Source organism: Bengtsoniella intestinalis (genome assembly GCF_039719005.1).
GTDB classification, from domain to species: domain Bacteria; phylum Bacillota; class Clostridia; order Oscillospirales; family Oscillospiraceae; genus Oscillibacter; species Oscillibacter intestinalis.
The window spans coordinates 2,402,436-2,423,351 of the sequence record NZ_CP133584.1 but is presented as its reverse complement, the minus strand read 5'-3'; the positions used below and the strand labels follow the sequence as shown (position 1 = coordinate 2,423,351).

Below are 20,916 nucleotides of genomic sequence, written 5' to 3'. Positions count from 1 at the left end.
CTCATGCCAAATCACATCACAAACCAAATTATGTTCGAGAATACCGCCACCCTCTATGCCGTGGCACAGTCCATGCGGCAGGATGGTGCGGTGCTTGGTAGTTTCGACTTTCACAAGCTAGAACCTATGCCACTTTCCCTTGAAATCCAAGAAAGCTCCAAAACAAAAGAAGGGCTTACGCTGTACACCAAATTTATGAAGGAAAGCGCCAAAAGTCGTGATCTGTCTACGGCACAGCGAATGGCGCACGTTGATAAGTGGCGCGCCGTGCAAAATCGGCTCCCTGCTGTTTGGGAACTGGGCAAACGGGCCTATGAAAATCAGCAGAATCATGGGCACGCCACATGGTATAACTGGGCGCTTGCCAACTGGGGCACCAAGTGGAATGCCTATTATCCTGTCCCTTTGGTGGAGGGTTCCAAGAAGATTGAGTTTTCCACTGCTTGGTCTACCCCCATTCCAATTATAAAAAGACTATCTGAAGTCTATCCAGACCAGAAGATTACCCACCGCTGGGCAGATGAGAACATCGGCTACAACGTGGGCACCTGTGTCTACGAAAACGGTGAAATGATTGATATCGACGTCCCCGAAGGGGGCACCAAGGAAGCCTATGAAATGGCGGCTGATATCCGTGGCTTTGACCTTGCGGACTATGGGCTGTCCCTGTCTAAAGATGGACGTACCTATGAATATCACGAGCCTAGCGAACCGGTGGCACCGCCCAAAAAGAAGAAAGGGCAGGAGCGATGACAAACTTTTTTCAAGAAGAACTGCGCAAGATGTTTGGGGATGGAAAAATCATCCCCAAACCACACTTTACAGGTCGCTCCTGTCTGGGGCGACTGGATGACAAGCTGCGTGTCAAAGTGGAGTTTCGCACTTCTGAAATTTCCACCCAATATGACACCCTTCATGTGGAAATTCTCAGTCCTAGCGAGGGGAAAGTAGACCTCATCCGATTGAGTTTGAAGGAGTTGTTGGGGCAAAAGAAAACCTCTGCCTACCCCAACGGCATCACCCCTCATATTTGGGATAAGGATGGTAAACCAAGCTGGTATTCCTACAAGCCAACCTCCGATGACTACCGAACCATGGGTGAAGCGGTTGGCACTTTTGTGTCTGTATGGAGACCCAAGGAGCAGGAGCTGAACGCTCCCAAGCTGGTGTACATCTGCGCACCCCTCCGTGGCGATGTGGAGAAGAACATCGCCTTTGCCACGGAAAAAGCCAAAGAGGTATTCCTCGATGGTGATATTCCTGTCTGTCCTCACCTTATGTTCCCACCCATCGCAGACCCCGAAAATGAGATTGAGGATGAACAGGCTCGCCACTTAGGACTAAAGCTGGTGGAGTCCTGCCAAGCAATTCATGTCTATGGCACGGAGTGGACGGACGGGATGTGGGCTGAAATCCACCATGCGGAAAAGCGTGGCATTCCCATCTACACTGACCAGACGGAGGTGCCAAGGAGCAGACCTGTTCACCCTCGGCAACCTAGCCGATAAAGGAGGGATTTTGTGAGCGAAAAACCAAAAATGAACCTCATTGGAGAGGATGGAAACATCTTCTTCATCTTGGGGCGAGCAGGGCAAGCACTGCGACAGGCAGGGCTAGGGCACCAAGTGTCCGAGATGCATGAGCGTGTCAAAGCCAGTGGCGATTACTACAAAGCCCTTGGCATCATCAGCGAGTACGTTGAAACCGAGCTAACCCCAAAATCTAAACCAAAGAAAGCGAGAAATACACATGAGCGATAAGAACTGGAACATCCTGCAGGGCGATGCCCTCACCATTTTGCAGTCCTTCCCCAATGGCACCTTTGATGCCGTCATCACCGACCCTCCCTACGCATCGGGTGGTCGCACCCAGAGTGAGAAGAACCGTTCTACGGCTTCTAAATACTCCAACATGGGCAACAATGCCCCTCCTGCCTTTGATGGCGACGCCAAGGATCAGCGGTCTTGGACTCGCTGGTGTGCCGAGTGGCTTGCGGAGGCTCGTCGAGCATCCAAGCCCGGTGCGCCTGTTTGTATGTTCATCGACTGGCGACAGCTTCCTGCTGCCACCGATGCCCTCCAGTGGGCAGGGTGGATTTGGCGTGGCACCGCTGTGTGGGATAAGGGTAACAGCCGTCCACAAAAGGGGCGGTTCCGCCAGCAGAGCGAGTACATTGTCTGGGGTTCCAACGGTGATATGCCCATCAGCCGCCCTGTGCCTTGTCTGCCCGGTGTGTTCAAATATGGCAACCCTCAGAAGCGCATTCACCTGACCGAAAAGCCCCTGCAGCTCATGCGTGACGTGGTGAAAATCACCGAAGCTGGCGGCCATATCCTCGACCCCTTTGCAGGTTCTGGCACCACCATCCTCGGTGCTGTGCTTGAGGGCTATGAAGCCACGGGCATCGAACTGTCCGAAACCTACGCCCAGATTGCTAGGGATCGGATTGAGCAGGGATTGAGTGAGGAAAGTTAAGGTTTACTTTCCTTGAAAAATCGGATATACTAAAGGAAAATAAGTACAAAACACATGAAAGGGGGCAGTCACATGACCTTTGACCCAAACACAGGGAAACCTACAGATAGAACCTATTTAGAATGCGGCTTACCTCCCTATTTAGCGGAAAGTCTCCATGCTATGAAAGCTTGTTGGGAACGACTGGATAACAACATTGAAGATTTGCGATGGGATTGTTATTACTGTAGCCTGCAAGCGGATATCAACTCCGCAGAGGTAAACCAAACCATTAGCACTGAGCAAGCATGGTATCTGCGTGAGACCTATTTGCGGATAGAGCGTGAGGTGTTTGTCGTACCAGATAGCTACTATCTCCGTATTTTTGATACAGACCTTATTCGCTTTACTTTGGAGGATGGCGGTCTCGCAGGATTAAAAGCTACGATACTATCTGTCAATGAACTGCAACGCCACCGTCTCCCACTGGATTTACAGTTAGAGAAAGATGGCGGCCTCGTCCGCTGGCTAGAGCGACGTGTCATTCCCAAAAACCGTGCTTTTGTGACGGAAATTCTCAAATCCTTGGGGCTGGCTCAAGGAGACACCCGTGGCATCATTGATGTGTGCAAGGGGCTGTCCCTCAACGACAGCTATTGGGTGGTGCCTGATGGTTTCGAGGGTAAGTTTGCCAACTACAATTTATATGAAAACCACTTCTCCGAAATTCTGTCTCTGGTGGCTTATACAGGTGCGCAACAGAGCGACACCGCCTTCACCACCTCCCCAGAGCTGACCACCAACGGAATGCTTCCTAAGGCGTGGCGGCACACGAAAGATGGCATTTACCTCTACAAAGGCGGCACCTCTGGTGCATCCAATACAGGGCGTGAGCCATACAGCGAATACTATGCCTGCCAAATTGGCAAGGCTATGGGGCTCAATGCAATCCAGTACGGACTGGAGCAGTGGAAGGGCATTCTGGCCTCCACCTGTGAACTGTTTACCAGTAAAGATGTATCCTTCATTCCTATTGGCAGATTGGTAAAGGGTGGCGGTTTGCCCGCTGTGTTAAGTTGGTACGAATCCTTCAGCCCCGAAGCCTTTGAGCAAGTGAAAAGTATGTTGGTCTTTGATGCCCTCATTTATAATGAGGATCGTCACTTTGGAAACTTTGGTGTTCTCCGTGACAACCACACTGGTAATATTCTGGGTATGGCTCCTATCTTCGACCACGGCCTGTCCCTCTTTAACTACGCCACCCAGAGCGACTATGCTGACTTGGGTGAGTACGCTAAAACTCGCACCTCTGCTTACAACATCCCCTTTGATACCATTTGCAAAGAGGTGATGGGCACCGTTCAGAAAGCCCAGATGAGAAAACTGATTGGCTTCACATTTGACCGCCATCCACGGCTGAACTTGCCAGAGGAAGCCCTACAAGCCATTGAGACACAGGTGCAAAACCGTGCCCGTGAACTGCTAGAGCTGACCCCAGAGCGCACCAAACCCATCAAGAAACACCGTGACGTCAGATAAGAGGTCTGTATCATAGTATGATACAGACCAAAACAAGGGGTTCAATGTGACACCCTTGTTCCCTCGAACCCACACGCAAGGGGTTCAATGTGACACCTAGTATAGAACGCCAGATTTCTTCTTTTTAGAAGGAGTCTGGCGTTCTTTTTCTTTGGAAGCCCATAGGAAATGGCAATCAATCAACCGCTTATCGTCCCCCAAAAACGCACCGCCCGTGGGCGGTTTCTTTGCAAGCATCGCAAAAAGATATCTTTTTGCAACTTGCTGGGGAACCCCCAGTCCCCTATGCCGCCATCGGGCGGAAAACCTTGGATAGAGAGGAGTACCCGTGAGAAAAAAATACGAATTTTGTATCCGTCTGTCCCCCAGCGAGCAAGAACAGCTTGTGCGGAATGCAACGCTGGCAGGGCTGAGTAAGACAGCCTATCTGCGACGGCTTATTATGGGGCATGAAATCAAAGGACGACCATCTGGAGAAATCAAAGCCCTCCGCACCGAAGTTCACAAAATCGGCAACAACATCAACCAAATCGCCCGTGGGGTGAACACCAACACGGCAACTGCGGAGGACATTGCTCAGAGTCGCTATCTGATGGAACAGGTCTACCGCCTTATGTATGAAATCGGGAAACCATAATGGCAATCACCAAGATTAAATCTCGTAATAGCAATTTGAAACAAGCCATCGACTATGCCCTCAACGGTGATAAAACTGACGATTGTATTCTCACCTACAGGCACAACTGCGACCCAGACTTTGAGCATCAGCAGATGATGGATATCAAGGCGCAATTCAACAAAACCAAGGGTCGCCAGTGTTATCACATCATCCAATCCTTTGCCGTGGGCGAGGTCACACCAGAACTGGCATTGGAGATTGCCAAAGAATTTGTGCAGGAGCATTTGCCCGACTACCAAGCGGTCATTGGTACCCATGTGGACAAGGGGCATATCCATTCCCACATTGTGTTCAACTCGGTGAACATGGAGACTGGGGAGAAATACCACAGCTCCTACCGAAATTATTATCGTCAAATCCGCACCATCTCTGACCGCCTTTGCCGTGAACATGGTCTATCCGTTATTGTGAACGGAACCCCTACCAAGACCATGTCCTACATCGAGTGGCTTCGTCTATCAAAAAAACAACCCACTTTCCGCTCTATGTTAGAAGCAGACCTACAAACTGCCATGACAGATGCCGTGGACTTTGGTAACTTTCTCATGCTCATGGAGCATATGGGCTATGAGGTGAAGCATGGGCAGAACATCGGGTTCCGTCTCCGTGGGCAGGAGCGATTTCAAAAGCTAGGACGGCGCAATCCCCAGTACACCGAAGATGGCATCCGTGCCACCATTGAGGGCAACTGGGTGGAGGTGGAGCAGGGGCGAAAGTCTGTCACCATTCAACGTCCGCCCTATGTACCCTATCAGAAACGCCCCAAATACAAGGGCTTTCTTGCCCTCTACGTCCACTATCTCTATGTGCTGGGCAAGATTGAAAAGCAACAGTATCCACCCAAGATGACACCAACGCTGAAAGCATCCATCATGGAGTTTGAACGCTATCGGGATCAGTTCGCCTTCCTCCGTGACCACAACATCACCACCAAGGAGGAGATGGGTGTGTTCATGGTAAGCACTGAGGAAACCCTCGCCAAGCAGATCAAACACCGCACCATCCTCAATGTGCAAAAGAAGGGACGAGCAGGTCTATTCGCCGCCCTTGCCGATGTGGAATCCCTAGCCCCTGCTCAAACCTTGCAGGGCATGGAACAGGAAGCGGAGCGATACCGCCAAGCGGTGGCATTGCTGGAGTCTAGCGGTATTCCCACCGAGCAACTCACCCAAGAAAAACAATCCCTATACAGCCAGCTTGCGGACATCAACCGAGACATCCGTGAGACCAGAAAAACCCTTGCCATGTGCAAGGCCATCGAAGAAAACACCCCTCGCATTCAGCGAGAACTACAACAGATTGAAACCGAAAGAGAGGTGAAGAACCATGACAACAGGAGGCGGTGAAGCAGCCGACCAGATGGTGCGCATGATGCTCACAGGCAGTGAAGTCACCATCCGACTGGGGGCATCTGCCCTCAAAAATTTAATCGCATTGTCCGTGGCACTGGCGAAGCAAAATAAAACCCTCCATGGCAAAGTGAACATGGCGAAGATACTTCGCCAGACCCGTGACATTCGGGTGTTCCCCATGGATGCCCAGCAGTATAAGCAGTTTCAGCGACAAGCCAAAGGCCAGAAAATCCTCTACTCAGCCATTAAAGACAAGGCGACAGGTGCGGTAGATTTGGTGATGCCGGTGACTGAGCTGGACAGAGCCAACCACATTTTCAATCGCATCCAATATCACGACGTGAAGGACAATCCCTTGGTGCAGGAGGAACCTGCGGCACCCACCCATCAGCGTTCCAATCCAGAGCGTGACGAAACTTTTACCCAAGGCCGCCCAGAGGGAGAGCATCCGCCCTCACCCGACTCAGCCGATACCAGAGTCAACTCAAATACCTCAACCAAAGGCAAGGCGGCCCAACAGACCCAGACGACCCATGAATGTCCATCGTTACTGGAACGCTTGAAATCTTTGCGTGACCAACAGCGCAAAACCAAACGTAGTCAACGTCAGCGAACGACCACCAAAACAAAGCCAAAGGATAGGTGATGTATGAACCCTCAGACAGAGTTAAGCCCTGCCCTCAAATGGGCAATGACCATCCCTGTGATTTGGCTGTCCCTGCTGGTGGCGCAGTCGCTGGGTGGAAACCTCCTAGACATCATGGTCGCCCTCACAGCCAATCTGCAAAATCCCTTTGCCATCCAATGGACAGACAACAGCTTCATCACAATGGTGGTGGGGCTGTTTTGCTATTTTGTAGGGCTGACACTGTACGAGGACAGCCAGCGACGAAAGCGACTGGGCGCAGAGCATGGCTCTGCCACTTGGGGCATCCCTAAACAGGTGAATGCCATGTTCGCTCAGAAGAAAAACAAACTGCTGACCCAGAACGTCTCATTGGGGCTAGACCCCTACAAGCATCGTCGCAGTCTCAATGTACTGGTGATTGGCGGTTCTGGCGCATCCAAAACCCGTGGCTATGTGTTGCCCAACATCCTAGAAGCCAACACCAACTTCGTCATTACCGACCCCAAAGCGGAGGTGCTTTTGAAAACTGGTGGCTACCTTAAATCTCAGGGCTATGACATCCGAGTGCTAAACCTTGTGAACCTCGCCCAGTCCGATGGGTACAATCCCTTCTGCTATCTGCGAGACGAGAAGGATGCCCTCCAGCTGGTGAACAACCTCATCCACGCCACTACTCCAAAGGGAAGTCGTGACTCCGACCCCTTCTGGACGAAAGCGGAAACAGCACTGCTTCAAGCCATCATCCTCCTGCTATTTGAGGAAGCCCCACCCAGTGAGCAGAACTTCTCCACCGTCCTTCGCATCTTAGAATTTGCCGAGGTGAAGGAGGACGACGAGGAACACGTCTCGCCATTGGACTTGCTCTTTGACTCCATCGCCAAGGAGCGCCCCAACAGCGTGGCATTGCGGCAATACCGAGTGTTCACCCTAGCCGCTGGCAAGACGGCGAAATCCATTCTGGTCAGCGCCGCTGTGCGTTTGGCCCCCTTCAATCTACCCCAAATTCAAGCCATTACCGACCACGATGACATGGATTTGAATACCTTGGGCGAGCGAAAATGCGCCCTCTATGCCGTCATTCCAGACAACAGCGACACCTATAATTTTCTAGTGTCGCTACTCTATTCCCAAGCATTCCAGACCCTCTACTACTCAGCGGATCAAGTCCATCACGGGCCTTTACCCTGTCATGTTCACTTTGTGCTAGACGAGTTCGCCGCTATGCCTTTGCCCGGCTTCACCCGTGAACTTGCCACCATGCGCAGTCGAAATATTTCTGCCAGCACCATAATTCAGAACATGGCGCAGATTAAGGAATTGTACAAGGATAGTTGGGAGACCATTCCCGGCAACTCGGACACCCTGCTGTACCTCGGTGGCAATGAAGCCAGCACCCACAAATACATCTCCGAGTCCTTGGGTAAGTCCACCATCGACACCAAGACCCACGGTGAGAGCAAGGGGAAGTCTGGCTCGTGGTCAACCAACTTCCAAATCTCAGGGCGAGAACTGCTCACCCCAGACGAGGTGCGTATGCTGGATAACCGCTACGCCATTCTCTTCATCCGTGGTGCCAAACCTGTTCTGGATTTGAAGTATGACCTGATGCGCCACCCTGCCATCGCCCAAACAGTAGACGGTGGTGGCAAACCCTACATCCACAAGGAAACTCAAATCGAGGAACGACAGGAGGGTACTCCTCTGTTCCAATCAATCTAAACAAGAAATGGAGACAATCAACATGAAAAATTCCCTCAATCAGCCCAAATTCAATGCCAAGCGACTGCTGTCTATCATCATCACCGTGATGCTCATTGTGGCAGTCACCACCGTCCCTGCCTTCGCCACGGAAACTGACCCTCTCACGGTCATTGACAACCTCTCAGACTTTATCTTTTCCCTCATCCGTGCCATCGGTCTTATCCTGCTGGCCTTCGGTATCCTGCAGGTGGGCTTGTCCTTCAAGTCCCACGACCCCAGTCAGAAAGCCAATGGTATGCTGACCTTGGTGGGTGGTATCATCATCACATTCACCGAGGAAATCCTCACCCTCATCACTGGTTGAACCATTGATGAACACGAAAATAAGGGGCGAGCCTATTTGTGGCTCGCCCCAGAGAGGAGAAATAGCGTATGGGTTCTGGAAACTGGGTGGTAGACAATCTCAACTCTGCCCTAGAGACATGGAATGACCGCATGAGCGAGGTGTGGACGTTGGTGTCCACCTCACCAACCGAGTTCAAAGACGGCGACATCTGGGATGTGATGCTGAACATCCACGAAGCACTCCAAGCCATTGCCTACGGCTTATTGGTGCTATTTTTCGTTATGGGCGTGGTGAAAACCTGTGGCAACTTTGCAGATGTAAAACGCCCAGAGGTGGCGGTGAAGGTGTTGGTACGCTTCGTATTGGCACAGGCCGCCGTCAGCTGGGGGCTTGAAATCTTGATGGCGATTATCTCCATCGTTCAAGGTGCGGTGTCCACCATCATGTCGGCATCTGGCATGACCTCCATGACCGCCACCACCTTGCCCGATGAAATGGTCACCGCCATTGAGAGCGTAGGATTGCTAGAGAGCATCCCACTATGGCTGGTGACCTTGCTGGGCTCGGTGTTTATCTGGGTCATGTCTATGATACTCATTCTCACCGTGTATTCTCGATTTTTCAAGCTCTATATGGCAACGGCAATCGCACCCTTGCCACTAGCCAGCTTCGCAGGACAGCCCTCCAGCAGTATGGGTGTTTCCACTAAAATAAAAGTACCGAAAAAGGGCGCGAAAAGTGCATAGGTTGGGCTCGTAAAAAAAGAGCCATTGTCAGCACCTCAAAAAAGAGCTACCATTAGTTTGTCTAGAACTAAGGAGGTAGCGGAAAGGTGATAAGAATGGCTCAAAAGAATTATATCAAAGATTTGTACGAAAACCAAGAGAAAAGTCTCAATGAAATCGCAAAAATCACAGGACTCAATTATCGCACGGTGCGCAAGTACGCCCATAAAGACGACTGGAACGATGAGCATCTACCCAACATTCAAGCAGAAAGCTATCCAATTTTAGGGGATTTCATCCCTATCATAGACCAATGGTTAGAGGATGACACCAAAATTCCACGCAAGCAACGACACACAATTTGGCGAATCTATTGCCGTTTACGAGATGAAGAAAAATTCCTCGGTAGCTACTCCAGCGTAAAGCGTTATGTGCGCAAGAAGAAATTCGCCATGAGCAGCCAAACCGATGGTTATCTGCCTCTGGCGCATCCCCACGGCAGTGGGCAAGTGGATTTTGGCGAGCACATCTACAACGACGCCTCATCCAAAGTGCGGACAGGCTACGCCCTAACCCTGTCCTTCCCCAATTCCAACAAGGGATACACCCAATATTTCCCAGCCCAAAACCAAGAATGCTTGCTAGAAGGCATGAAGCAGATTTTTGAGCACATGGGTGGCGTGCCACCCGTCATCCGCTTCGACAATATGTCTACCGCCGTGGTGAAGGTCCTAGACCATGGTGAACGAGTGCTGACCGATGGATTCACCCGATTCATGCTGCATTACCGATTTAAGGCTGAATTCTGCAATCCTGCCGCTGGCAACGAGAAAGGCAACGTGGAGAATAAAGTGGGATATAGCCGCAGAAACGCCTTTGTTCCTGTGCCGACCATTACCTCCTTCGATACCTTCAACGAACAGCTTTTCGACTGGTGCGAGCAGGATGCACAGCGTCTCCATTACAAGCATCAGATTGAGATACAGGAACTGTGGGAAGCAGATCGTGAGGCGCTACTACCCCTGCCAGAGCACCCTTTTTCGGTGTTCCGTTACGAAAGCTTGGCGGTGAATAAATATGGCTTTGTCACCATTGACACCAATAAGTATGGTCTGTCACCAGCGCTGAGTCGAGAGATTGTGCAAGCGAAAATTTATTATGACTGCATTGAATTTTACCATGACCATACCTTAGTTGGAAGTTATAAAAGAAGTTATGAAACACACCAAGAGTACTATGATTGGAAACAGTATGTTGGCGTTTTATGCAGAAAGCCTGGCGGGGTATCTCACACTCGATTCTTCAACCAAATGCCACCTCTTTGGCAACAGCATCTCCACCAAGCCCAAGGACAGGCACGAAAAAGTGCGCTACAATTACTGGATGAAATCGTCCAAGATGGCAACGCCACCTTTTGCGACGAAGTGCTAGAGTTGGCGCATGAGAATGGCCGCACCGATGCGGATAGTGTCCGCCAATGCTACTACATGATTGCCAAAAAGGAACACCGACCAGAGCCGTTGACTTTGGATATTACCACGCCTGACCTACATTACACGCCAAATTTGAGCGCTTACGACGGATTGATAGGAGGTGATTTACATGGTTGAGCAATACATGAAAACCTTGAAATTAGGTGGTTTGGCAAAAGAGTGGACAAGTGTGGAATACCGAAATAATGAGCAATATCTAACCGATTTATTACAACTGGAGTTGCGAGAACGAGAAATAAACCGCATTAACCGCATGGTAAAAAGTGCAGGATTTGGGGTGCTAAAAACCTTGGATGACTTCACTTGGCGCAATGAAATAGCACTGCCAGTTGGACTAACACGAGAGTATATGGAAGATTTGCAATTTTTGGCACCCAAGGAAAACCTTATTTTTATGGGCGCCGTTGGGACAGGCAAGACCCATCTTGCCACAGCTCTGGCGTTGAACGCCTGCCAAGAAGGACGGCCTGTTCGCTTCTTTACAGCTGCATCTCTTGCCAATATTTTATTGGAAAAGAACAACAAGGGCACCTTGAACAGTTTCTTATCTACGCTAAAAAAGGTGCAGTTAATGGTCATTGATGAAATTGGTTTTGTACCGTTGCACAAAGCGGCAGCAGAGCTGTTATTCCAAGTGATTGCCGACTGTTATGAGCGGAAAAGCCTCATCATTACATCCAATCTGGAATTCTCTCAATGGAATACAGTCTTTGGGGATAACCGCTTGACGGCAGCTCTCATTGACCGCTTGGTACACCATTCGCACATAGTCATCTTCTCTGGGGAGAGCTACCGCTTGACACAATCCATGTCCAGGCAACGTGAGCGTTGAGGCTAGAAGGGACAAAAAAGCACCATTCCTAGGTTTTTTCTCCATAGGATGGTGCGCCATCTGCTCTAACAAAATTCGATTGTGTATCCAAATAAGCTCTGTGATTGTGCGAATGTTGCGCTCAACGCATTGCCAAGTGGTTTTATAGTGTTTGGCTACCTCTGGGTACAGCCACTTGGTGATGAGGAGCAGCCTTTCTGGATTTTGTATGACGAGATAGACGGCGTAGCTGGTATGGAAAAAACCTCGATAGTTGGCGGTGATGCCTAAGGAGTAAAGCAGGCTGTAAATTTCTGCAATGTCTACGCTACCCATTGCAACTCACCCCTCTCCATCTGAAAGGTTTTTGGGTAAAACCCCAGTTCCATGCCATATACATTGCCCAATGTTTGAAGTGTACTCATTTTTGTATCTTTGCTTCCTCGCTCTGCATCCCGAATTGTTCTAACAGAAATTCCACTGCGACCCTCTACCATTTCCTGCGTCATCCCTTGTTCTATACGGAACCCTTTTAAAGCAACGCCAAGTTCATTTCTAGCCATTGTGCACACCTCCTTCTTGTTTTCATTATACAAGAAGAATTTAGCAAATAACAGGAAGCCCACTTCCGTTTTCGACATTTTTCAGCAATTTTTTAAGTTTTTTCTCGCTAATGTTATTCCCCAACGCTGACCCTATGCACTTTTACGCGCCCTTTTTGTGTATTTTTAAGTTGACAAAGACAAGTATGGGCGTAGCTTTTTTAAAAAGCTATGCCGCCATCTGTCTGGAGGGCTGTATTATTGTGCTGGCCTGTATCATTTTTTCCGCATTTGCATCCACTACCCCAGCCTTGGCAGACAGCAGCTATGCCGTCGCAACCATCGTCTGGCTCTACATCGGGGAGCTGATTTTTAATATGCTGGTGCTAGTGGGTTGCGTGAAAATGAGCGATAGGATTGTGAAGGAATTACTGGGGCTTTAATCGTACAGTCCATAGGTGGACACCAGATAACTACCGTTCGCCTTGGACTCACGGACTCGTTGCAGAAAGATGGCTTCGGCACGTCGGTCTGCCCGATAGGACAGTACCTTGCCAGCGATGGTGCCAAGCACCAACAGTCCAATCACACCCATTAAAATCATAGTCATAGCGAATACCTCCTAGTTAAGATTTTCGCTATGTTACCATACAATACTAGACATTGCAAGGCTCTGTCTGGGGAAATAAAACGAGGTGATTTTCATAGAAATTCGTATCAACAAAGAAGTCCGCAACTACCAAGAGGGCATCTTTTTCGGGCTATCCCTGCGCCAGTGTATTTTCTCTGCCTTGGCAATTTTGGTGGCGGTGGGCGTCTATTTCACCGTGGGCCAGTGGCTAGGCACAAGCGAGGTGGGATGGGTCTGTGTCCTGTGTGCCTTTCCCTTTGCGCTGGGTGGATTTTTCCAATATAACTGTATGACACTGGAGCAATTTGTGGTGGCAGTCATTCGCTCGGAACTGCTCCTGCCCAGTCGTCTCACATTCAAGAGCGACAATCTCTATGCCCAGCTATTAAAAAATTCTAACATGAAGGAGGTGTTGACACTTGATTAGAACCTTACAAACCGCACTGAAGCAGGACAGGGAATCCACCCCCATCCCCAAGTCCGTTCAAGAGGCCATCCCCATCAGTCGTATCTGGCCCGATGGGATGTTTCAGTTTGGAAGCAAATACTCCAAGACCATTCGCTTCACCGACATCAACTACGCCATCGCTTCCAAAGAGGACAAAACCGCCATGTTCCTCGGTTATTCAGAACTGCTCAACGCCCTCGACACTGGCTCAGCCACCAAAATTACCATCGTCAATCGCAAGGTGAGCCGTCAGCAGTTTGGCGAAGGTGTCCTCCTGCCCGACAAGGGGGATGGTCTGGACTACCTCCGCAACGAATACAACCACATCCTCACCGACAAGGTGGTGGGCGGTGACGGGCTGGTGGTACAGGATCGGTACATCACCCTATCTGCCCACCGGCGTAGCACCGAGGAGGCTCGCACCTTCTTTGACCGAGTGAACCAAGAGGTGCTGTCTCGACTGAACCAACTTGACTCCCGTGGCACCGAACTGGATGCCGTGGAGCGGTTGGAAATTCTCCACAATTTTTACCGCACTGGGGAAACAGAACCCTTCACCTTCGACTTGAAAACCAGTATGAAGAAGGGGTGCTCCTTCAAAGATACCATCTGCCCCAGCTCCTTGGAGTTTAAGAAGGATCACTTTGTGATGGGAGATAAATTCGGGCGTGTGCTGTTCCTCCGTGAGTATGCCAGCTACATCAAAGACAGCATGATTCAAGAACTCACTTCGCTGAACCGCACCATGGCGCTGTCCATGGACATCATCCCTGTTCCCACCGACGAAGCGGTGCGAGAGATGCAAAACCGTCTACTAGGCGTGGAAACCAACGTGACCAACTGGCAACGCAAACAGAACCAGAACAACAATTTTTCCGCCGTTGTCCCCTATGACATGGAGCAGCAGCGGAAAGAAACCCGTGAGATGCTGGACGACCTTACCACCCGTGACCAGCGGATGCTGTTCGGACTGGTGACCCTCGTCCACCTTGCCGACACCAAGGAAGAATTGGACAGCGACACCGAAGCCCTTCACTCATTGGCTCGAAAGCATCTGTGCCAGCTCTCCGCCCTCAACTGGCAGCAGCATGAGGGGCTGACCACCGTCCTGCCCTTGGGACTGCGGAAAATTGATGCCCTCCGCACCCTCACCACTGAAGCCACTGCCGTCCTCACGCCATTTAAGGCACAGGAGGTTCATCACCAAAACGGCATCTACTATGGGCAAAACGTAATTTCCAAGAATCTCATTCTCGCCAATCGCCGTGAGCTGCTCAACGGCAACGGCTTTGTGCTTGGTGTCTCTGGTTCGGGCAAAAGCTTCACCGCCAAGCGTGAGTTGGCAAGTCTGGCACTGTCCACCGAGGATGACATCATCGTCCTCGACCCCGAAGCCGAATACCGCCCCATCGTGGAGGGACTGGGTGGCGAGGTGGTGCATATCTCCGCCACGTCCAGCAACCACATCAATGCCATGGACATGGAGCAGGGCTACGGCGATGGAGAAAATCCCGTGGTGCTAAAGTCTGAATTTCTCCTGTCTCTGTGCGAGCAGTTGGTGGGGGCTGGCAAGCTGTCTGCCAAGGAAAAATCCATCATTGACCGCTGTACCGCCAAGGTTTACCACGACTACATCAAGGGCGGTTACACTGGTAACGTCCCCACGTTGCAGGACTTCCACGCAGAACTACTCTTGCAGGAGGAGGTCGAAGCGAGGGACGTTGCTCTTGCCATCGAGCTGTTCACCCAAGGCAGTCTCAACACCTTCGCCCAGCCTACCAACGTGGATGTCCAGTCACGGATTTTGTGCTATGACATTCGGGATTTGGGCAAACAGTTGCTCCCAGTGGGAATGCTGGTGGTGATGGATGCCATCTTCAACCGCATCCTCCGCAACCGTGCCTTGGGGCGCAATACTTGGGTGTACATCGACGAAATCTATTTGATGTTCCAGCACGAATTTAGTGCCAACTTCTTGTTCACCCTGTGGAAACGTGTCCGCAAATATGGCGCTTGCTGTACAGGGCTGACCCAGAACGTGGGCGACCTCCTCCAGTCCCACACCGCCAGAGCAATGCTGGCAAACTCTGAATTTCTGGTCATGCTGAACCAAGCTTCCACCGATAGAGCGGAACTGTCCAAGCTACTGAATATTTCAGACAACCAGCTTTCCTACATCACCAATGTAGACGCAGGACGAGGGCTCATCAAATGTGGCAGCGCCATTGTGCCGTTCGTGGATAGTTTCCCCAAGGGGGCGTTGTACCAGCTGATGACTTCAAAATTATCCGAAATCGTAGGGGAGTAAGAAAAAGAGCGACTAAGCTACGTGGCTTGGTCGCTCCAGATAAATACAAATCAGACTGAACTAGCTGTAATAGCGAGGTGGGACAGCACACAGCGATAGGCAAACTGTAAATTAACTTCTTCTACTTCGTAACTCTTTGCGATATCCCTCTATTTCGTTCTGGATAGCTTCTCTTCGCTGGGCGTTTTTTTCGTAAATCAATGTTGCTTCAAGATCCTCAATTTTGCTTTCAATTCGGTAAATATCCGCATTGTATTTGCCATTTTTGTCTAAACCACTTGGCATAACGACACCCCTTTCAGATTTATGCCTTGAGTGTATCACTCTATGTGTAATTTGTCAAGATTAGATTTTCTTGTCAATCAGTTCAAAGGAGGTCATCCCCATCAAATCCATCAAAGAAAAACCAACACTACCCACAGCTCTCAAAGAAAAAGCCACCGCCGCCCCCAAGGAACTCTCCCGACAAGGGCGTGACCTCGCCATAAGTAAGCTGCGCAGTAATCTCCGTGACTCTGCTCAGCAGGGCGATGAACAGGACAGTGCAGTGGAGATCGTTGCCGATGATGTTACCGACAAGGCGATACACCAAGGGGATCGCCTTGTCCAACGTGGTGTGGACAAGCTAAAGCCCAAAGGAAAATCAGCACAGCCCAAGGACTCACCTACGGCACAATCTACCCCAAATACAGCACCTAACAGCCCCAACCAGCCAACAACAAAACCATTGGCAGAAGGAACGCAAACCCCTTCTGCCAATGGTTCTTTTTCTGTTCATGAGCCTGTATCCACCACAGCCCAGACCCAAGGCAAATCCTTGGCGCAAAGTCGTGCCATGGCGAAGAACCACCCCGTAGAGTCTGGGCAAAGGATGACACACCACCGTGCCGACACCACCGCACCTTCTCGCCCTGTGGGGCGAACGTCGCCCCAGCGTGGGGATTTGCCAAAGACGAGGGGTGCCAATGCCACCGCCAGCCCAAGGGCAACCGTGGGGCAACGTGGGGCAAGTGTTGGGCGAACAGCCTCCAACACTACCGCCACCACCAAAGAGGTCGCCAAGCGAACCGCCGAAGGTGGCAAACGGTTGGCACAGACCAAACAGTCCGCCAAGGCCGCAGCCAAGGGCATCAAGCAAGCAACCATTGCCATTAAAGAAGCTGCCATAGCCGTAGCGACAGCCGCGAAAAGCACCGTCGCCCTGCTGGTGGCCGGTGGGAGCGTGACCCTCGTTGCCCTTCTGCTCATTTGCGTGGTGGGCATTATCATCGTGTCCCCCTTGGGTTTCTTTTTCGCAGAACCCAGTGCGCAGGAGGAAACGGTCTCGCCATCTGTTGCAGTGGGCACCGTTATACAAGAATTTTCCGATGAATTAGAGCAACTGCAAACAGGCTATGACACCTTCAACTTTTCGGGCAGTCCCCCTGCGTGGGAGGATGTATTGGCAGTGTTTTGTGCCTACGCAACCACAGGGGATGATGCCATGACCCTCGCCACCATAGGCGCAGATCAGATAGATTTGCTGTCCACGGTCTTCTGGGATATGACCAAAATTGAAACCGCCAGCGAAACCATCAGCCATGAGGCCACCGACACCACGGAAGCGTGGACGGAGTCAATTCTAACCCTCACCATTACCCCTAGAATCCCTAGCGATATGAGTGCCTACTACGACTTCGACGAGGAGCAAAATACAGTGTTGGCTGAGATGATGGGATACGGCGATTTGTTATTGGAGACCACCCAGAGCCTGTCCATCGGCACTGCCGAGGCACAAGAAATCCTCGCCAATCTGCCAGACAACCTAGACCCAGAACAACAGGCCATCATAGAACAAGCATTGTCACTGGTTGGCAAGGTGACCTACTTCTGGGGCGGTAAAAGTTTGGTGTTAGGGTGGGATGATAACTGGGGTGAACTCCGTGAAGTGACCGCTGATGGTAACTCCACCAGTGATATGTATCTGCCCTACGGACTGGACTGTTCGGGGTTTGTAGATTGGGTGTTTTATATCGTCACCGACGGCGAATACATCATAGGCCACGGCGGTGGAGTTATCATGCAGCACACCTACTGCACCGACACCACATGGGACGAGGCCACCCCTGGCGACTTGGTATTCTATCCCGATTTTAGTCACGTTGGCATCTATGCAGGGGAGGACGAAGCAGGCGAGCCTATCATCATCCACTGTTCTATGGGCTACAACAACGTGGTCATCACAGGGCAAGAGGGCTTCACTCTGGTAGGCCGTCCCGATATTTATGGATAATGCAAAAAATAGCGAAAAATGCGTCTCACGGTGAGACGCATTTTTCACTACTTATTCATGTGTTCAATGACAGAAGCGATGCTATCAAACTGTTCATCACTCAATGCTTCTAGTTGTTCCATGGTGGCAACAACTCTAGCAGAATGAGACTTGCCGTAATCAAAAAAGTCCTTGGGGGAAATCCCCATGAACTCACAGATATAAAAGAAATTCAGCATGGTTGGAAAATTTCTGCCTACTTCAATATTGTGGATGAAGTTGTGGCTTTGACCCAGCGAGATGCTCATATCTCGTGCCGACACATTCCGTTCTTGCCGTAGCTTATTCAATCTCGAAGCAAAATCGCCAATAAAAATATTTTCTTCCATTGCGAGACACCTCCCTTCATGTAATATTCTACATTATAGGGGAGTCTATTCCGTAATCACCATGCTACTATTTATATTGACTTTGACAACATAATGATTATATAATAAGAGAAGATATAAGCTACATACTTATACACAGAGGAACGAGGTAAGGGGCGATGCTAGTAACTTTTTGCGGACACAGCCGTGTGGCTCATGCCAAGGAGGTGGAAACTTGGCTGACAGAGGTGGTCGGCGATTTAATTAACGAGGGGGCTACCCACTTTTATCTGGGCGGCTACGGCGACTTTGACAGCATGGCATTCAAAGTGGTGCGGTCATTTAAGAAAACCCACCCCAACATTGAAACCACCTATGTGAAAGCCTATCTGGATCGTGACCCATGGAATGTGGACTGGTACGACGGCACCACCTATCCGCCCATCGAGATTGGCCCAGCACGATTTGCCATTGTGCGTAGAAATAGGTGGCTTGCAGAGACGGCCGACGTGGTGGTTTCCTACCTCCGCTACGAAGATTCTGGCGGTGCCGCCGCCATGTGGAAGCACGCCAAGCGACACAACAAACGTATCATCCGATGCCCATTTGCAACCTAGACGAAAAAAATGCGTCTCACTGTGAGACGCATTTTCGGCACCTAATTTAATTACTCTGCAGAGAAACAATGTGCAAATATCCCAAATGAAAGCTCTTTTTATGTTATCCCTAGAATTTTTCCTTCTAACCTGTTAAAAATAGAGACACAGCGAAGGAGGAAATTCCCATGACAACATTTACACTTGAAACATTGAAACAATATGAAATCTATCTCCACGAGGAAGAGCGAAGCCAAAATACAATCCAAAAATATTTGCGAGACCTTCGTTTATTTTTAGTCTTCATTGACGGGCAGGAATTAAGCAAAATGATGGTGCTATCTTTTAAGGAACAACTTATCAACACCTATGCACCTGCCAGTGTCAACTCTATGCTGGCGGCAGTGAATGGATTTATGGTGTGGCTCGGTTTGCCACAATACAAAGTCAAACCATTGAAAATTCAACGAGAGATATTCTCGCAACCAGAAAAAGAATTATCACAACGTGAATATCAGCGACTTATCCAAGCGGCAGAGCAAAAACAAAATCATAAGTTGGCACTTCTCATCCAGACCATTTGTGCTACTGGTATCCGAGTCTCTGAGCTGCGCCATATCACCGTATCTGCCCTGCACACAGGGCGCACCACAGTGTCGTGCAAAGGGAAAAATCGCACTATTTTTCTACCGAAGGAACTGTGCCGCAACCTAAAGCGTTTCTGCAAAGAACAAGGCATACAATCTGGTCTCATTTTTCTGTCCAAAACAGGTAGACCACTGGATCGTTCGAACATCTGGCGGATGATGAAAAATATCTGCAAGGATGCCAACGTAGCACCTAGCAAGGTGTTCCCACACAACCTTCGCCACCTGTTTGCACGAACTTATTACAAAGTCAAAACCACCAGCTGAGCTGGTGGCTTGGGATAGCCCTAGAAGGGCATGGTACTGACACACCCCTAAAGGGGTCCCGAATGGTCTGCCACGTGCATTACTGTTTCGGGCTACCCCTAAAGGGGTTTTTCTTATGCCTTGGTATTCTTGCTACCCGTGAACGGGTCTGTATACTCTTTCAGGCTCATTTGGTCTGCCATTTCATCTTCTTGCAGTTGCTTCTTTATGTACTCTTGTATTTGCTTTTTATTTCGCCCCACCGTGTCCACGTAATAGCCTCTCGCCCAAAAATGTCGGTTCCCATATTTGTACTTTAAATTTGCGTGCCTGTCAAATATCATTAAGCTACTTTTTCCCTTTAAAAAGCCCATTATTTGCGCTATACTGTATTTTGGCGGCACACTTATCAGCATGTGGATGTGGTCTGGGCAAGCTTCTGCTTCTATAATTTCTACCCCTTTTTGTTCGCATAATTTCCGCAGTATAAAACCTATGTCTTGCTTTATTTCACCGTAAATTGCTTGTCGCCGATATTTGGGCGCAAATACGATGTGGTATTGACAACGCCACTTAGTATGCGTTAGACTGTTAATGTCTTTCATGTGAAGACCTCCTCGATATTGTAAGTTAGGTTGGCAGACCTTGACTTTACTATATCGGGGAGCTTTTATTTTGTCCATAGCTATAAGCTTTTTATCCACTGGCAGAGCCAGTGGTTGTTGTATGAATAGAAAAAGATATCAGCCGTCTGGCTGACATCTTAGGTCACAGTAGTATCAACACTACTCGTATTTATACGATTGAATCTGGCACGAAGCACGCACGGCAGATGGACAGAATGCCACTGGCATATGGTTTGACGTAATACCACATAACTTTTCTTATGTGATACTTAGGACGAAAATTTAGTTGAAGTACGGTTTAGCATGATGGAACGGGAATGTTTTTACTGATTTGAACTTGTTAAAACAGGCATGATGACTAGACCGATTAAAAATTTTTTAATCGGTCTAGTGGTGTTTAATTCCATAGAAAAAATAACCAATTCTTTTGTGATATCCCTTGAATTTTTCAATCTATCGTGATAGAATATAATCTAAGTGTTGGCATTTGTTAGATAAGCGTATCACATAAGAAAAGTTATGTGG

General features: G+C 49.7%; 23 protein-coding genes and 2 pseudogenes. 19 read left to right on the top strand and 6 right to left on the bottom strand.

Translation table 11 applies throughout. The features are described 5' to 3' along the window. The first annotated feature begins 3 nt into the window (after positions 1-3). The 13 genes and pseudogenes from RFF05_RS11560 to istB all read left to right on the top strand — a co-directional run bounded on the left by RFF05_RS11560 (position 4) and on the right by istB (position 11,749). On the top strand, positions 4-753 hold the full coding sequence (locus RFF05_RS11560; RefSeq protein ID WP_409967240.1) for a hypothetical protein: 750 nt from the start codon (positions 4-6) through the stop codon (positions 751-753). Continuing rightward, positions 750-1,508, top strand: a complete 759-nt coding sequence (locus tag RFF05_RS11555) for a hypothetical protein (protein ID WP_409967239.1) — start codon at positions 750-752, stop codon at positions 1,506-1,508. Before RFF05_RS11560 ends, RFF05_RS11555 begins: the two co-directional genes overlap by 4 nt. A gap of 12 nt (positions 1,509-1,520) precedes the next feature. After that, entirely contained in the window at positions 1,521-1,760 is a 240-nt protein-coding gene (locus RFF05_RS11550) for a hypothetical protein (RefSeq protein WP_409967238.1), read from the top strand. After that, positions 1,750-2,475, top strand: coding sequence for a DNA-methyltransferase (locus RFF05_RS11545; RefSeq protein WP_409967237.1), 726 nt, complete (start codon positions 1,750-1,752; stop codon positions 2,473-2,475). Before RFF05_RS11550 ends, RFF05_RS11545 begins: the two co-directional genes overlap by 11 nt. 72 nt (positions 2,476-2,547) lie before the next feature. After that, the gene (locus RFF05_RS11540) at positions 2,548-3,993 is read left to right on the top strand and encodes an XRE family transcriptional regulator (RefSeq protein WP_409967236.1); all 1,446 of its coding nucleotides are present in this window, start codon (positions 2,548-2,550) and stop codon (positions 3,991-3,993) included. 328 nt (positions 3,994-4,321) lie between these two features. After that, entirely contained in the window at positions 4,322-4,630 is a 309-nt protein-coding gene (locus RFF05_RS11535; protein ID WP_409967235.1) for a plasmid mobilization protein, read from the top strand. Continuing rightward, positions 4,630-6,018 carry a relaxase/mobilization nuclease domain-containing protein gene (locus tag RFF05_RS11530; protein WP_409967234.1) on the top strand — a complete coding sequence of 463 codons (1,389 nt, stop codon included), beginning with the start codon at positions 4,630-4,632 and terminating at the stop codon, positions 6,016-6,018. Before RFF05_RS11535 ends, RFF05_RS11530 begins: the two co-directional genes overlap by 1 nt. Continuing rightward, the gene (locus tag RFF05_RS11525) at positions 5,999-6,670 is read left to right on the top strand and encodes a PcfB family protein (protein WP_409967233.1); all 672 of its coding nucleotides are present in this window, start codon (positions 5,999-6,001) and stop codon (positions 6,668-6,670) included. The genes RFF05_RS11530 and RFF05_RS11525 overlap by 20 nt, the downstream gene beginning before the upstream one ends. A gap of 3 nt (positions 6,671-6,673) precedes the next feature. Next, positions 6,674-8,371 (top strand): VirD4-like conjugal transfer protein, CD1115 family, encoded by a 1,698-nt coding sequence (locus RFF05_RS11520; protein WP_409967232.1) that lies wholly within the window; start codon positions 6,674-6,676, stop codon positions 8,369-8,371. Between the two features lie 88 nt (positions 8,372-8,459). Then, complete coding sequence (locus RFF05_RS11515; protein ID WP_409970069.1) at positions 8,460-8,717, top strand: hypothetical protein; 258 nt, start codon at positions 8,460-8,462, stop codon at positions 8,715-8,717. 68 nt (positions 8,718-8,785) lie between these two features. After that, positions 8,786-9,403: pseudogene (locus RFF05_RS11510) on the top strand (hypothetical protein); the annotation flags it as partial. Between the two features lie 137 nt (positions 9,404-9,540). Then, positions 9,541-11,034, top strand: coding sequence for an IS21 family transposase (gene istA, locus RFF05_RS11505; protein WP_409967231.1), 1,494 nt, complete (start codon positions 9,541-9,543; stop codon positions 11,032-11,034). Then, positions 11,027-11,749, top strand: a complete 723-nt coding sequence (istB, locus tag RFF05_RS11500) for an IS21-like element helper ATPase IstB (RefSeq protein WP_409967230.1) — start codon at positions 11,027-11,029, stop codon at positions 11,747-11,749. Before istA ends, istB begins: the two co-directional genes overlap by 8 nt. Positions 11,750-11,803: 54 nt before the next feature. Here istB and RFF05_RS11495 read toward each other — a convergent pair. Then, positions 11,804-12,064, bottom strand: a pseudogene (locus RFF05_RS11495) (sporulation initiation factor Spo0A C-terminal domain-containing protein); the annotation flags it as partial. After that, on the bottom strand, positions 12,052-12,291 hold the full coding sequence (locus tag RFF05_RS11490; protein WP_409967229.1) for a helix-turn-helix domain-containing protein: 240 nt from the start codon (positions 12,289-12,291) through the stop codon (positions 12,052-12,054). The pseudogene RFF05_RS11495 and the gene RFF05_RS11490, both read right to left, overlap by 13 nt. 170 nt (positions 12,292-12,461) lie before the next feature. Here RFF05_RS11490 and RFF05_RS11485 point away from each other — a divergent pair, with 170 nt between their 5' ends. Continuing rightward, positions 12,462-12,713 carry a hypothetical protein gene (locus tag RFF05_RS11485; protein WP_409967228.1) on the top strand — a complete coding sequence of 84 codons (252 nt, stop codon included), beginning with the start codon at positions 12,462-12,464 and terminating at the stop codon, positions 12,711-12,713. Here the strand turns inward: RFF05_RS11485 and RFF05_RS11480 are convergent. Further along, a complete protein-coding gene (locus RFF05_RS11480) occupies positions 12,710-12,880 on the bottom strand; it encodes a hypothetical protein (protein ID WP_409967227.1) in 171 nt (56 codons plus the stop codon). The genes RFF05_RS11485 and RFF05_RS11480 overlap by 4 nt on opposite strands. Before the next feature lie 94 nt (positions 12,881-12,974). Here RFF05_RS11480 and RFF05_RS11475 point away from each other — a divergent pair, with 94 nt between their 5' ends. Together RFF05_RS11475 and RFF05_RS11470 are read left to right on the top strand one after the other, a co-directional pair. Next, on the top strand, positions 12,975-13,328 hold the full coding sequence (locus RFF05_RS11475) for a PrgI family protein (protein WP_409970070.1): 354 nt from the start codon (positions 12,975-12,977) through the stop codon (positions 13,326-13,328). Then, a complete protein-coding gene (locus RFF05_RS11470; RefSeq protein WP_409967226.1) occupies positions 13,321-15,657 on the top strand; it encodes a VirB4-like conjugal transfer ATPase, CD1110 family in 2,337 nt (778 codons plus the stop codon). Before RFF05_RS11475 ends, RFF05_RS11470 begins: the two co-directional genes overlap by 8 nt. 111 nt (positions 15,658-15,768) lie before the next feature. Here the strand turns inward: RFF05_RS11470 and RFF05_RS11465 are convergent, their stop codons facing one another. Then, complete coding sequence (locus RFF05_RS11465; protein ID WP_409967225.1) at positions 15,769-15,942, bottom strand: hypothetical protein; 174 nt, start codon at positions 15,940-15,942, stop codon at positions 15,769-15,771. A 70-nt stretch (positions 15,943-16,012) separates the two neighbouring features. Here RFF05_RS11465 and RFF05_RS11460 point away from each other — a divergent pair, with 70 nt between their 5' ends. Further along, positions 16,013-17,929 carry an NlpC/P60 family protein gene (locus RFF05_RS11460; RefSeq protein WP_409967224.1) on the top strand — a complete coding sequence of 639 codons (1,917 nt, stop codon included), beginning with the start codon at positions 16,013-16,015 and terminating at the stop codon, positions 17,927-17,929. 47 nt (positions 17,930-17,976) lie between these two features. On the opposite strand, the gene RFF05_RS11455 is transcribed toward RFF05_RS11460, so the two are convergent. Further along, on the bottom strand, positions 17,977-18,297 hold the full coding sequence (locus RFF05_RS11455) for a helix-turn-helix domain-containing protein (protein WP_409967223.1): 321 nt from the start codon (positions 18,295-18,297) through the stop codon (positions 17,977-17,979). Between the two features lie 158 nt (positions 18,298-18,455). Between RFF05_RS11455 and RFF05_RS11450 the strand changes: the two genes are divergently transcribed. Next, on the top strand, positions 18,456-18,893 hold the full coding sequence (locus tag RFF05_RS11450; protein ID WP_409967222.1) for a hypothetical protein: 438 nt from the start codon (positions 18,456-18,458) through the stop codon (positions 18,891-18,893). 161 nt (positions 18,894-19,054) lie between these two features. After that, positions 19,055-19,786: a tyrosine-type recombinase/integrase gene (locus RFF05_RS11445; RefSeq protein ID WP_409970111.1), complete on the top strand. Its 732-nt coding sequence runs from the start codon at positions 19,055-19,057 to the stop codon at positions 19,784-19,786. A 113-nt stretch (positions 19,787-19,899) separates the two neighbouring features. On the opposite strand, the gene tnpA is transcribed toward RFF05_RS11445, so the two are convergent. Next, positions 19,900-20,370: an IS200/IS605 family transposase gene (gene tnpA / locus RFF05_RS11440; RefSeq protein ID WP_409967221.1), complete on the bottom strand. Its 471-nt coding sequence runs from the start codon at positions 20,368-20,370 to the stop codon at positions 19,900-19,902. Positions 20,371-20,916 lie beyond the last annotated feature (546 nt).

Bases quoted from the DNA above. Each gene is read 5' to 3' on its own strand.
- RFF05_RS11490 (WP_409967229.1), bottom strand. From the start codon at position 12,291: ATGGCTAGAAATGAACTTGGCGTTGCTTTAAAAGGGTTCCGTATAGAA.
- RFF05_RS11515 (WP_409970069.1), top strand. From the start codon at position 8,460: ATGCTCATTGTGGCAGTCACCACCGTCCCTGCCTTCGCCACGGAAACT.
- RFF05_RS11560 (WP_409967240.1), top strand. From the start codon at position 4: ATGCCAAATCACATCACAAACCAAATTATGTTCGAGAATACCGCCACC.
- istA (WP_409967231.1), top strand. From the start codon at position 9,541: ATGGCTCAAAAGAATTATATCAAAGATTTGTACGAAAACCAAGAGAAA.
- RFF05_RS11480 (WP_409967227.1), bottom strand. From the start codon at position 12,880: ATGACTATGATTTTAATGGGTGTGATTGGACTGTTGGTGCTTGGCACC.
- RFF05_RS11530 (WP_409967234.1), top strand. From the start codon at position 4,630: ATGGCAATCACCAAGATTAAATCTCGTAATAGCAATTTGAAACAAGCC.
- tnpA (WP_409967221.1), bottom strand. From the start codon at position 20,370: ATGAAAGACATTAACAGTCTAACGCATACTAAGTGGCGTTGTCAATAC.
- istB (WP_409967230.1), top strand. From the start codon at position 11,027: ATGGTTGAGCAATACATGAAAACCTTGAAATTAGGTGGTTTGGCAAAA.
- RFF05_RS11555 (WP_409967239.1), top strand. From the start codon at position 750: ATGACAAACTTTTTTCAAGAAGAACTGCGCAAGATGTTTGGGGATGGA.
- RFF05_RS11450 (WP_409967222.1), top strand. From the start codon at position 18,456: ATGCTAGTAACTTTTTGCGGACACAGCCGTGTGGCTCATGCCAAGGAG.
- RFF05_RS11525 (WP_409967233.1), top strand. From the start codon at position 5,999: ATGACAACAGGAGGCGGTGAAGCAGCCGACCAGATGGTGCGCATGATG.
- RFF05_RS11465 (WP_409967225.1), bottom strand. From the start codon at position 15,942: ATGCCAAGTGGTTTAGACAAAAATGGCAAATACAATGCGGATATTTAC.
- RFF05_RS11540 (WP_409967236.1), top strand. From the start codon at position 2,548: ATGACCTTTGACCCAAACACAGGGAAACCTACAGATAGAACCTATTTA.
- RFF05_RS11455 (WP_409967223.1), bottom strand. From the start codon at position 18,297: ATGGAAGAAAATATTTTTATTGGCGATTTTGCTTCGAGATTGAATAAG.
- RFF05_RS11545 (WP_409967237.1), top strand. From the start codon at position 1,750: ATGAGCGATAAGAACTGGAACATCCTGCAGGGCGATGCCCTCACCATT.
- RFF05_RS11520 (WP_409967232.1), top strand. From the start codon at position 6,674: ATGAACCCTCAGACAGAGTTAAGCCCTGCCCTCAAATGGGCAATGACC.